Below are 12,231 nucleotides of genomic sequence, written 5' to 3'. Positions count from 1 at the left end.
GCCACGGCTACGGCAAGGGGCGCCACAAGAACCAGCGGCAATGTCCGGGCGGGCTCTGCGTGGGCGTGTTGGCCAGGTGACCAAAGGGCTCGAAGCCCAAAGCCTGATAGAACCGCGCGGCGGCCGGGTTGGATGTGTCCAGCCACGCAGAATGACACCCACGCCGGCGCGCCTCGGCAAAGGCGTGGTCCAGCAACCGCCGGCCCAAACCGCGGCGTCGATGGGCCGGATCGATCCATAAGGTCTTGATCAGCAGCCACCCATAGGAGGTGGCGCCATGCAGGCCGCCCACCCGGCCCGCGCCGTCCTGCGCAATCAGCGTGATGCTGGCATTGACCCCTTGCGGTGCGGTAGCCCGCAATTCCGCAAGAAGGGCTTGCTCGACCCAGTCCGACTGACCGGAGGCGGAAACAATGGATGGGCTCGCCATCGGTCAGGCCTGTATCCATCGGGCGGGGACCGGTGCCGCGCCGCTCATGCCGGGGTGGTTTCCGCGTTCAGGATCTCGATCACCATCGCGGCCGTCCAGGTAAAGCTGCTGCCGCCGCAGGGTTCGGCAGTGACCGGGTCGTAATACTCGGCAAAGCCGCTTTGTTCGATCAGGCGCAGGCTGTCGTCGACGATCCGCTGCACTATCCGGGTCTGGCCCGCGCGTTTCAGCCCATCGGCGATCATGTAGTTCACGATCAGCCAGACCGGCCCGCGCCAGTACCTCAGTCCGTCGAATTCGGGGGCCGCTGGGTCGTGGCTGGGTACCAAAAACGGGACTGCGGCACCGATGGCGTCCAACCGTTGGGCGATGGTCTGCGCGCGGTGCTCGGGGACGGGACAGAACGCCGCCAACAAGCCGCCGATCGAGGGGCTGTCGATCAACTTCCCAGTGGCCCGGTCAAAGCACAGATATTGCCCGCGGGTCTCGCTCCACAGGGCGTCCATAGCCGCGATGCCCGCCTGCGCAAAGGCGCGTGAGGCGCTGGCGATCTCGGCTTCGCCCAAGTCGTCGGCCAGCGCGGCAAGGTCGAGGCACGAGCGGATTAGGATCGCGTTGAACCCCGGATCGACGACCCGGAACGGCGAGGCGTCATGCAGCCTGGAATTGTCCCAGCCAAGGTCGCGGAAATGTTGCACCAGCCAGATATAGCGGCGGTATTCTTCATCGGTCGGCCTGTGGGCCGGGTTGGCATGGGCTACGTCGCGACGCTGGAACGGGGCCACGCCCTCGGTCGGGACACGGGCCAGCGCCGCGTCCCAATCGACCGAGTTGTCGCGCCCCGATTCCCACGGGTGGATGATGGCGACCAGACCGGTGCCCTGCGGGTCGCGGTTGGTATAGAACCATTGGTGCCAAGCATGGATCTTGGGCAGCAGGTTGCGGGCCTGAGCATCGGCCAGCGCCCGGTTCTTCGCCCGCCCATGGATCCGGCGCACGGCGAACCCGGCCACCGCTGGCTGCGTGATGCCCGAGGTGGGAACCGCGCGGCTCGTGGCCCAGACATCCGGCCCCGGGAAATAGCCGTCATTCATCTCGTGGAAGATGATATGCGGCACCATGCCGTCATCCCACTGATGCCGAAACAAGGTCTCGATCTCGCGCCAGGCGCGGGCCTCGTCGAAATGCGAGAACCCAAGGGCGCTGAGCGCGCTGTCCCAGTTCCACTGGAACGGATAGAGGCCGTGGGTGGGCACCGTGTAGTCGCCCCGGTCGTTTCGGGCCAGAACGGCGCGGGCCTGTTCGATCAGATCCTGTTTCATTGCGCGCTCCTCAGGCCACGGCCAGCGTTGTTTCGGGGTCGAACCAGCGCACCCGGTCGGGCTGCGGGGCCAGGGTCAGGGTGTCGCCGCGGCGGACGGTCAGATCGCTGTCCAGAACCGCGCGGAACAAGGCACCATCCACGCTGCAGGTGACAAGCAGATGCGCGCCCAAGGGTTCAACCACCTTGACCGTGGCGGCGAGGCCCTTATCGGCCGGGCGCAGATCCTCGGGGCGGATGGCGAAATGCAGCGGCGTGGTCCGGGAAGGCCCGTCGAGGATCTGGCCCGCGACGGTCCATTTGCCGTCTCCGGACGGGGTGGCGGGCAGGAAGTTCATCGGCGGATTGCCGATGAATCCGGCCACGAACTCGGCCGCCGGGTTGCGGTAGACCTCGATCGGCGAGGCCGCCTGAACGATCTTGCCCTGATGCATCACGCTGATCCGGTCGGCCATGCTCATGGCTTCGACCTGGTCGTGGGTGACATAGATGGCGGTGGTGTTGCTTTCGGCCAGAACGCCTTTGAGCTCGGCCCGCATCTCCATCCGCAGCAGCGCGTCCAGGTTCGACAGGGGCTCGTCCATCAGGATCACGTCGGGCTCCATCGCCAGGGCGCGGGCCACGGCGACGCGCTGGCGCTGACCGCCGGACAGCTCGCCCGAATAGCGCCCCAGCAGCTGGTCGATATGCATCAGACCCGCCGTGCGCTCGACCCGGCGCTTGACCTCGTCATTGGGCAGTTTCTGCATCCGCAGGCCGAACCCGATGTTTTCGAACACGGTCAGATGCGGGAATACGGCATAGTTCTGGAACACCATGGCGATGCCCCGATCCTTGGGCGGCAGGTGATCCACCCGGCGCCCGCCGATCCAGACCTCGCCCTCGGTCGCGGTCTCCAGCCCGGCGATGATCCGCAGCAGCGTGGTCTTGCCGCAGCCCGAGGCCCCCAGCAGAACCATGAATTCCTGGTCCTGGATGGTCAGGTTGATGTCGTGCAGCGCCTGGTAGCTGCCAAAGCGTTTCGCGACATTCTTGATTTGAATTTCTGCCATTATTCCAACTCCTTGGGGCTGTCAGCGGTTGGCGATGCCCCACATGGCGAACAGGTATTTGCGCACGGCGAAGATGAAGATCAGCGCCGGCACGACCAGGATGAAACCGCCCGCGAATTTCAGATGCAGCGGCGAGGTGTCGAGGTTCTGCAGCAAAAAGGCCGTCAGGGTCCGGTTCTCGATCGTCAGAACGGCGGCGGCGAACACCTCGTTCCACGAGATCACGAAGGCGAAGATGGCCGAAGCCGTGATCCCCGGCAGGATCAGCGGCAGCACCACCTTGGTGAAGGCGGTCAGCCGGGTGCAGCCCAGCGTCCAGGCGGCCTCTTCCAGTTCCAGCGGGATGCCGGAAAACAGCGAGAACGTGATCAGCACTGCGAACGGGATCGCCAGCGTGGTGTGCACCAGCGACAGGCCGAATACCGTGTCATCCAGCCCGGTCTGGATGAACATCACCGCCAAGGGCAGCGCCAGCAGTGGCAGCGGAAAGGCCCGGGTCAGCAGGATCAGCAGGCGGAACGCCTCTTTCCCGCGAAAGTCGAACCGCGACAGGGCATAGCCCGCCGGCGCGCCGATCAGGATCGACATGATCATCGTCAGCCCCGCCACCAGAATCGAGTTCTTCAGCGCGGTCAGGATCCCCGCGAAGCCTGCAAAGAACCCTAGGCTCCCCAGGTCGAATTCGGGGATGAAGGGCTTGGGAAAGCTGTTCACCGTTTCCGGCGAAGACAAGGTGTTGATCAACAGGAAATACAGCGGCACCAGCACCCAGGCGCACAGCAGCACCACCGCGGCGATGTAGACATATCGTCCGGCCCGGCGCGTATCGGGCGCGGCGACATCGGTCGTGACGGTCGTCATATCGTGGCTCCTTTCGGGACACGCAGGGCGCGCAGGATGATCAGGGTGAACCCGATCGAGATGGCGAGGATGATCAGCGCCATTGCCGCCGCCGCGCCGCTGTCAAGCAGGTCGAATTGATAGGCGTAGGTTTCGCTCATGAGGACGGGGAACAGAGTGCCACCCAGGGCCAGCACCACGGCGAAGACCTCGAAGGCCAGGATCACGCGCAGCACCAGTGCCGTCTGCAGCGACGGGCGCAGCAGCGGAAGCGTGATGCGGGTGAAGCGTTTCCAGGGTGAGGCGCCAAAGACCTCGGCCGCCTCGTAGTATTCCTTGGGGATCAGGCCGATCCCGGCCACCAGAATTACCAGCATGATCGCCGTAGCGCGCCAGATCTCGGCCAGGGCGATGGCCAGGAACACCACGCCGGGGTGCTGATAGCTGAGGAAATTCACCGGCCGGTCCACCACGCCCAGCCCGGAAAGCATGGAGTTCAGGAAACCCGACTGTTCGAAGATCGCCAGCCAGATGATGCCTGCGGCCAGATCCGAGATACCCAGCGGGATGGTCCAGACATACAGCACCAGGTCGCGTCCGCGCTGCATCTTGTTGACCATCGTGGCCATCAGCAGCGCCAGCGCCAGTTGCACCGGAACCACCGCCGCCGCCAGCAGCAGCGTATTCTGCAGCGAGATCGGGAATTTCCAGTACCCGACCACCTGCCGGAAATTGTCCAGCGTGAATCCGTCGCCGGTGTTGAAAGCCTGCTTGGCGACCAGGACGAAAGGATACAGAAAGAACAGGCACAGAAACGCCGTCACGGGCAGGATCAGCACATAGGGCAACACACGAGCGTTCATCAGATCGCTCCTTTCCTTGCGGAAGTTCCGGTGGTTTCGGGCAGAGAGTTCGGGGGGGGGGACACCGGGCCTGCATCAGGCCCTGTGTCGGGATCAGGTCAGACCCTTATTCGACAGGGCACGGACCGTCCGAGGGTGCATCCGGAGCCCAGCAGGGCGCGCCGGTCTCCTGCATGATCGCCTCCAACGCCCCTTTCTGATCGTCCAGCACGGTACGGATGTCCTGACCGCCCAGTACGATCCGCTCGAACGCATCGGTATAAACACGGTTGAAGTCACCGCCCTTGTCGCCCAGTCCCGCGGGCAGCAGCCCGGGGTTGGCATCAGCCGAGCCACTCATCTTGGCGACCGCGTCGCCTGCGGCCTTGACAGCCGGCGGCAGGTCGGCGGGCAGGTCAACGGCGACGACCGGGAAGAAGTTGGTGGCACGCAACGTGGCGATCTGGGTTTCCGGCTTCATCATGTAGGCAACCAGAGCTTTGGACGCTTCCATGTCCGGTGCGGTTTTGGGGATCGCTACACCAGCCAGAACCGGCATGAAGCCGCGCCCGGTCGGGCCCGCCGGGGCCGGGAAGGCCACGAAGTCATCAGGCCGCTCGTTGAAGGCCTGCGCCAGACGCGAGGTGTGGTCGAACACGATCCAGGCGTCGCCCGACAACAGCTGTTCCTGCATGAACGAGAAATTGGTCGAGGCCGGGTTGGTATGCGTCCACAGCTCGCGGAATTTTTCCCACGCGGTCACGGCATCGTCGCTGGCAAAGGTACGCACCACGCCGTTCGTATAGGACGGATACAGATAGCCCTGGAAGAAGCGGTGCTTCAGGCCCTTGGGCCCGGCCGGGAAGCCGAATTTCGGCTCGCCCGCAGCCTCATGTGCGTTGGCGGCCCATTCGATCAGCTGGTCATAGGTCAGCGCATTGATGTCGGCACCTTCGGGCAAGTACTGCAGCGCCTCTTTGTTGGCCGCCATGATATAGCTGGCCTGCATCCAGGGAATGTATTGCAAGCTGCCTGCTCCCAGCGTCGCCAGTTCGTTGAACGTGTCCGAGGCCGAGGCGATGCCCAGATCATCCAGGTCGACCAGATCGTCGGGGTTCATGGCCGAGAAGTCGCCATGCAGCGCGCCCAGAACGCCGATCGTGCCCGAGCCGGCCTGCAATTCGGCTTGCAGACGCGTCAGCCAGGGGCCGCCGTCATTGGGCTGGTAGTCCACGCCACCCTCGAAGCCTGAAAGAACCTGTTCGCGCATGGCCTGCGCCTCTTCGACCGGCTTGGCCTGCGTCGACCAGAACAGAACCTCGGCCTGCGCCACGTTTGTGACTAGGGCCAGAACAAGGCCGGATGCGGCACCGACCAGCTTGGATTGAATTGACATGGACTCCTCCCAGAGTTTCGATTGGGCCTTTTGCCCGTTCTGCCCGGTGGGGTCGGTTTGCTGCGCTTGTCGTGCGACGACTCACCCTAGGCGATGCCATTAGCATGGTATAACGATATATCTTACGTCAACGAATATTTTCCAATTGGTTGGTCTGAACTTCAGAAAATAGTAGGAATTGCTCGTTGCAATACCCCTGCGGGTTGGGCATTTTGATGATGCAACGATATATCAGAAGTTCGAGAAATGGCTGCCAAACCCACCCTCGCCAGTGTCGCCAAAGCCGCCGGAGTCTCGATTCCGACGGTCAGTCAGGTGATGCGCGGCACTGGCCGGATTTCCGAGCAGACCCGCAAGAAAGTGCTGCAGGCGGCCGAGGACCTGCACTATGTCACGGACTCGCGCGCGGCGTCTATGCGGTCGGGCGAGAACCGGGAAATCGGGTTCGTTCTGAACCAGTTTGCAAACCCGTTCAACGCCGAAGTGGTCAGCGGCGCGGTCGAGTTGCTGGAGGCCGAGGGGTATTTGGTTTCGATCCTGGACACGCGCGACGACGCGGACCGTCAGGGCAGGCAACTGCGGGATTTCATCCGTAACGGGCGCGGCGGCCTGCTGTGGGTTCCCGCACTGGAGACCACGGCGGAAACCCTTCAACTCTTGCGCACGCATGGTTTGCCCACGGTGACCTTTCTGCGCCATGTCAGCCCTGATTTTGATCATGTGGGCATCAGAAATGCCGAAGCGACCGCGACCGCGACCAATCACCTGGCGGAACTGGGGCACAGGCACATCGCATTCTTCGGCGGCATCGGCATGAACCCCGTTCGAAAGCAGCGCATAGCCGGGTATGAGCGTACGCTGCAGGACTTGTCTTTGGGGCCGCCGATCATCTGGCCCTCACCTGACACCAAGCGTGCGGGTATGCAGGAGATGCTGAAATTGCACGACGCCCATCCTGAGGTCACGGCGGTGGTCTGCAATGGCGACATGGTCGCCCTGGGGGCGTGTTTCGGCCTGATGCGGGCTGGGTTGCAGCCGGGGCGGGATGTTTCGATTGTTGGATTTGACGATACCGAGGATGCCTCGGTCGCAATTCCCGCGCTCAGTACCATGGCGGTTTCGCCAAAGCGGTTGGGCCGCAAGCTCGCACGTACTCTGCTGGACAGGATAAAAGACCCTGACATGCCGGTAATCGTGTCCGAAGTTTCAGCCCGGCTCATCGCACGGGAAACCACGGGGCCGCTGCAGAAGGACCGCTGACGAGTCAGGCGCGCGTATCCGGCAAAGTCTCACTCCACTTCCGCAGCTCGTCCAGAAAACCCAGCGCGGTGCGTCCACGGTCGGTCACGGAGTACTGCACCGAAACCGGTGAGGTTTCGAGCACTTGGCGGTGCACCAGGCCCTGTTGCTCCAATTGGCGCAAGCGTTCGGCGATCATCTTTTTGCTGGCGCCACCGATCATCCGGGCCAAGTCATTGAATCGCACCGGCCCATCCTTGAGGTGCCATAGGATCGAACCGGTCCACTTGCCGCCGATGATCCGCATGCCGCGTTCAATGGGGCATGGTTCGCGGCACGCATCCACTGCTTGCCGCTTGCCTTGGCCGTCCTGTTCGATACGGGCACGCATAGCCGTCTCCAGTCCAGTAGCAGGTTACAAAAAGTAAACTGGTTGCAATTCATCACTGCCGTTCTCAAGTTCGGTTTCACCCCGGTCGAAGTCAAGGGGCAAGCAGTTTCAAAACCAAGGATATGACATGAGCAAGATCCTGATCGTGAATGGTACGCAGCCTTATGAATTCGCACCTGGCCGCCTGAATGCGTCGCTGGTCGAACGTGCACATGACGCGCTGACCGGTATGGGCCACGAGGTGCGGGTGACCACGGTTGCCGAAGGATACGACATCAATACCGAGATCGACGCCCATGTCTGGGCGGATGTGGTCATCATGCAGTTTCCGGTGAACTGGATGGGTGTACCGTGGGTGTTCAAGAAATACATTGACGAGGTCTATACCGCGGGCATGGACGGCCGGTTGCTGGCCGGCGACGGCCGGACCGCCGAGGCGCCCAAGGCCAATTACGGCACCGGTGGCCTGCTGCACGGAACGAAATACATGCTGTCGGTCACCTTCAACGCTCCGCGCGAGGCGTTCGACAACCCCGCCGAGCCGTTCTTTGCAGGGGCCAGCGTCGATGACCTGCTGTGGCCCATGCACCTGAACGCCAAGTTTCTGGCGATGCAACCTCTGCCCACCTTCGCGGCCTTCGACGTGATGAAGAACCCCCGGATCGAACAGGATTTTAAGCGGTTCGACGCGCATTTGAAGCAGCATTTCGAGGAGATCGCGCATGTCGCAGCCTGACATTCACCTCTACACCGCGGCCACGATGAATGGCTACAAACCGGTGATCTTCCTGGAAGAGGCAGGCGTACCCTACGACCTGACGCCCATCGACTTTTCCAAACAGGAACAAAAGTCGCCCGCGTTCTTGTCGCTGAACCCCAATGGCAAGATCCCGGTGATCGAGGACCGGGCCGAAGGTCGCGCGATTTTCGAAAGCGGCGCAATCCTGTGGCACCTCGCGCAGAAATACGGTCAGTTCCTGCCCTCAGATCCGATGCAGCAGTCCGAGGTGATGCAGTGGATGCTGTTCCAGGTCGGGCATGTGGGTCCGATGATGGGCCAAGCCATGTATTTCCAGCACATTGCTGCCCCCAATGGCCATACCGAACCATTCTCGATCCGCCGCTACGTGGACGAAAGCCGCCGCCTGATGGAGGTGATGAATGATCGTCTGAATGGGCGCGACTGGATCGCGGCGGGGCAATACACGATCGCGGATATGATGCTGTTCCCTTGGGCGCGGGCCTATGTCTGGGCGCGGGTTCAGGTCGATGACCTTCCGCATCTGAACGCATGGTTCGACCGCATCGATGCCCGCCCCGCAGTGCAGAAGGCGCTGACCATTCCCAAGGCCAATCCCCAGTTCTGGGATGCCTCGGCTGATGCCAGCGCCTTTGCGCGGGAGAACGCCGCGCGGTTTGCCGGTGACGTGAAAAAGGACTGAGGCCGCGGCCCGGGCTCCCTAGCCCGGGCCCGCACCACAGCACCTTGGGCGCCGCACCGCCCGCAGGTCGATGGCCGGGAGGACGCTTTACTCGGGTGTCAAAAGCGGTCAGTCTGAACCATCGGCGCGCTGGGTGATCCCCTCGGGCCGCGCTGTCACATCATTGTCGTCATAAACGTTCAGATGATGCGTCGACCAATTTATTTCGAGAGGTGCCTCATGACCCTATCCAGCAAATTCGCGATGTCGCGGCGTCAATTCCTGGCCTCCACCACGGCCGGCGTCGCCATGGTTTCCCTGCACCCGTTTTCCGCCGCCGCCGCAAGCAATCAGGCGCATCTGCGGATCATGGAAACGACCGACATTCACGTTCACGTCTTTCCCTATGACTACTACGCCGACAAGCCGCGCGATACGGTGGGCCTGTCGCGCGCGGCCGCGATCATCAACCAGATCCGTGCCGAGGCTACAAACTCGATGCTGGTCGACAATGGCGACTTTCTTCAGGGCAACCCGATGGGCGACTACATCGCCTACGAGCGTGGCATGAACGACGGCGACACCCACCCGATCATCAACGCGTTCAATACACTGGGCTATGATGCCGCGACGCTGGGCAACCACGAGTTCAACTATGGCCTGAGCTTTCTGGAAAAATCGCTGGCCGGGGCGCAGTTCCCGATCGTGCTGGCCAATATCGCCAAGGAACAGGGCGCCAACCCGCGCGCGGACAAGACGCTGGTGCAGCCCTATGTCATCCTCGACCGCGAGATCGAGCTGGGCGATGGCAGCAAGCAGCCGATCCGCATCGGCGTCATCGGCTTTACCCCGCCGCAGATCATGAACTGGGACCGCCGCCACCTGGAAGGCAACGTGCAGGCCCGCGACATCGTCGAGACCGCCAAGGCCTATGTGCCCGAGATGAAAGAGCAGGGCTGCGATCTGATCCTCGCCCTGTCGCATTCGGGCATCGGCGCGGCCGAACACTCGGACGGGATGGAGAACGCCTCGGTCCCGCTGGCCGGGGTCGATGGCATCGACGCGCTGGTGACCGGGCACAACCACCTGGTCTTCCCCTCGCCCACCTTCGCCGACCGTGCGGGCGTTGACGTGGACAAGGGCACGCTGATGGGCAAGCCGGCCGTCATGGGCGGGTTCTGGGGGTCGCATCTGGGCGTGCTCGACCTGCTGCTGGAACGCGACGGCAACGAATGGCGCGTGGTCACCACCACCTCCGAAGCGCGGCCGATCTCGAAACGCAACGAAGACCGCTCGATCACCGCGCTGGTCGAGGACAACCCCAAGGTGCTGGCCTCGGTCGCGCAGGATCACGAGGAAACGCTGGCCTATGTGCGCCGCGCGGTGGGCAAGACCTCGGCCCCGCTGCACAGCTATTTCGCGCTGGTGGCCGATGATCCTTCGGTCCAGATCGTGTCTATCGCGCAGAAATGGTATGTCGAAGAGATGCTGAAAGGCACCGAGCATGAGGGCCTGCCGATCCTGTCGGCCGCGGCGCCGTTCAAGGCCGGTGGCCGGGGTGGCCCGGAATACTATACCGACGTGCCGGTGGGCGATGTGGCGATCAAGAACGTGGCCGATCTGTATCTCTATCCCAACACCGTGCGCGCGGTGCGGGTGAACGGCGCGCAGTTGCGCGGCTGGCTGGAGCGTTCGGCCGGGATGTTCAACCAGATCGAGCCGGGCGCCAGGGATGCGCTGCTGCTGAATCCCGAATTCCCGTCCTACAATTTCGACGTGATCGACGGTGTGACCTATCAGATCGACCTGTCGCAGCCCTCGCGTTTTGGCCCGAAAGGTGAAGAGATCAACCCCGACGCGGCGCGCATCGTGAACCTGCAGTTCAACGGTGCCCCGGTGACCGACGACATGGAATTCATCATCGCCACCAACAACTACCGCGCTTCGGGCGGCGGATCGTTCCCGGGGGCGATGGGCGACACCATCGTGTTCGAGGCCCCCGACACCAACCGCGACGTGATCGTGCGCTATATCGTCGAACAGGGCACGATCGACCCCAAGGCCGACGGCAACTGGTCCTTCGCGCCGCTGGGCGAGACCACCGTTCTGTTCGAAACCGGTCCCAAGGCGCGCGATTACATCAGCGACGTCAAAGGTTTGGCGCTGGAAGATGCAGGCGACGGGGCCGACGGTTTCGCGGCCTTCCGCATCACGCTCTGACTGGCGACAGACATCGGATCGGGCGGCCAATCTGGCCGCCCTTTTCTTTTGGTTTGTGGCCGAAGGCCGGATTATCACGCGCATTGGCGTGATGCTTGTTTTTCAGGCGATAGGGGAATTAATGCCCAGGAAATGGGCGAACGAGTGTTCTGGCCCAATTGCCTCTGCCGGGCTGCACTGACACCAGGAAAAGGCTGTGGTGCTTTCGCAAACGACAACCCTCTCGCTCGGAGCTTCCAATAACCTCTTTGTCCGCAATAACTGCCGCGCAAGCGATCGCCACGCCCCCCCGTGCTGTCGGGCGGGGTGTTGTGTCCGTAGTTGGCCGCGCGGGCCGAACCGAGTTGCGGGACCTGCGCCAGCAGGGGTCGCTGAAGCTGCTGTTTCCTCGGTGTGATGGCGCGGACATGCAGGCGGTGCTGATCAACACCGCCGGCGGCGTCACCGGCGGAGACAGTTTTGACCTTTCAGCCAGCGTTCAGGCAGATGCACATCTGACCTTGACCACGCAGGCGGCCGAGCGGGCTTATCGCGCGTCCGGAGCAACCCCGGGCCGGATTCGGACACATCTGACCGTGGCGGCAGGCGGCCAGTTGAACTGGCTGCCGCAGGAAACGATCCTGTTCGACGGTTGCGCGATCGACCGCCGCCTGCGTGTCGATCTGGCCCCCGATGCCGGCCTGCTGCTGGTGGAATCGCTGATCTTCGGACGCGCCGCAATGGGCGAGCAGGTCACATCGGCCCACTTCCAAGACCGCATCGAAATCTGGCGCGCGGGCCGGCTGGCCCATCTGGACGCGCTGCGTCTGACCGGTGATGTGGCGGCGGAAATGGCCCGGCCCGGCGTTGGCGACGGCGCGGGCGCGCTCAGCAGCCTGATACTGATCCGTCCGGATGCCGCCGCGCATCTGGACCCGATCCGCACGGCCTTGCCTGACACCGGCGGCGTCAGCCTTGTGGGTGAGGACATGCTGTTGATGCGCCTGCTGGCGCCCGACGGTTTCACGCTGCGCCGGACCCTTGTGCCGATCCTGAACCGGCTGACCCGCAACTCCCTGCCAAGACCCTGGATGATCTGA

At 63.2% G+C, this 12,231-nt stretch carries 12 protein-coding genes; 5 read left to right on the top strand and 7 right to left on the bottom strand.

What is annotated here, in order from left to right:
- Positions 1–7 precede the first annotated feature (7 nt).
- The 6 genes from K3752_RS18855 to K3752_RS18830 form a co-directional block, all read right to left on the bottom strand.
- Positions 8–430, bottom strand: coding sequence for a GNAT family N-acetyltransferase (locus K3752_RS18855; protein WP_260066519.1), 423 nt, complete (start codon positions 428–430; stop codon positions 8–10).
- Positions 431–474: 44 nt separating this feature from the next.
- A complete protein-coding gene (locus K3752_RS18850) occupies positions 475–1,752 on the bottom strand; it encodes an amylo-alpha-1,6-glucosidase (protein ID WP_260066517.1) in 1,278 nt (425 codons plus the stop codon).
- Between the two features lie 10 nt (positions 1,753–1,762).
- Entirely contained in the window at positions 1,763–2,803 is a 1,041-nt protein-coding gene (locus K3752_RS18845) for an ABC transporter ATP-binding protein (RefSeq protein ID WP_260066516.1), read from the bottom strand.
- Positions 2,804–2,824: 21 nt separating this feature from the next.
- Positions 2,825–3,664 carry a carbohydrate ABC transporter permease gene (locus K3752_RS18840; RefSeq protein ID WP_170341552.1) on the bottom strand — a complete coding sequence of 280 codons (840 nt, stop codon included), beginning with the start codon at positions 3,662–3,664 and terminating at the stop codon, positions 2,825–2,827.
- On the bottom strand, positions 3,661–4,506 hold the full coding sequence (locus tag K3752_RS18835; RefSeq protein WP_170341551.1) for a carbohydrate ABC transporter permease: 846 nt from the start codon (positions 4,504–4,506) through the stop codon (positions 3,661–3,663). Before K3752_RS18835 ends, K3752_RS18840 begins: the two co-directional genes overlap by 4 nt.
- Before the next feature lie 106 nt (positions 4,507–4,612).
- Positions 4,613–5,881: an ABC transporter substrate-binding protein gene (locus K3752_RS18830; protein ID WP_260066514.1), complete on the bottom strand. Its 1,269-nt coding sequence runs from the start codon at positions 5,879–5,881 to the stop codon at positions 4,613–4,615.
- Positions 5,882–6,127: 246 nt separating this feature from the next.
- Between K3752_RS18830 and K3752_RS18825 the strand changes: the two genes are divergently transcribed.
- Entirely contained in the window at positions 6,128–7,141 is a 1,014-nt protein-coding gene (locus K3752_RS18825) for a LacI family DNA-binding transcriptional regulator (protein ID WP_260066512.1), read from the top strand.
- 4 nt (positions 7,142–7,145) lie between these two features.
- On the opposite strand, the gene K3752_RS18820 is transcribed toward K3752_RS18825, so the two are convergent.
- Complete coding sequence (locus tag K3752_RS18820; protein ID WP_260066510.1) at positions 7,146–7,511, bottom strand: helix-turn-helix domain-containing protein; 366 nt, start codon at positions 7,509–7,511, stop codon at positions 7,146–7,148.
- A 127-nt stretch (positions 7,512–7,638) separates the two neighbouring features.
- Here K3752_RS18820 and K3752_RS18815 point away from each other — a divergent pair, with 127 nt between their 5' ends.
- The 4 genes from K3752_RS18815 to K3752_RS18800 all read left to right on the top strand — a co-directional run bounded on the left by K3752_RS18815 (position 7,639) and on the right by K3752_RS18800 (position 12,231).
- Entirely contained in the window at positions 7,639–8,247 is a 609-nt protein-coding gene (locus K3752_RS18815; protein ID WP_260066509.1) for an NAD(P)H-dependent oxidoreductase, read from the top strand.
- The gene (locus K3752_RS18810) at positions 8,234–8,953 is read left to right on the top strand and encodes a glutathione S-transferase family protein (RefSeq protein ID WP_170435745.1); all 720 of its coding nucleotides are present in this window, start codon (positions 8,234–8,236) and stop codon (positions 8,951–8,953) included. The genes K3752_RS18815 and K3752_RS18810 overlap by 14 nt, the downstream gene beginning before the upstream one ends.
- A gap of 219 nt (positions 8,954–9,172) precedes the next feature.
- The gene (locus K3752_RS18805) at positions 9,173–11,152 is read left to right on the top strand and encodes a bifunctional 2',3'-cyclic-nucleotide 2'-phosphodiesterase/3'-nucleotidase (RefSeq protein ID WP_409233624.1); all 1,980 of its coding nucleotides are present in this window, start codon (positions 9,173–9,175) and stop codon (positions 11,150–11,152) included.
- 311 nt (positions 11,153–11,463) lie between these two features.
- Complete coding sequence (locus K3752_RS18800) at positions 11,464–12,231, top strand: urease accessory protein UreD (RefSeq protein ID WP_260066507.1); 768 nt, start codon at positions 11,464–11,466, stop codon at positions 12,229–12,231.

The organism is Ruegeria sp. B32, from assembly GCF_025141855.1.
GTDB classification, from domain to species: Bacteria; Pseudomonadota; Alphaproteobacteria; order Rhodobacterales; family Rhodobacteraceae; genus Ruegeria; species Ruegeria arenilitoris.
This window is presented reverse-complemented; position numbering and strand designations above follow the sequence as displayed.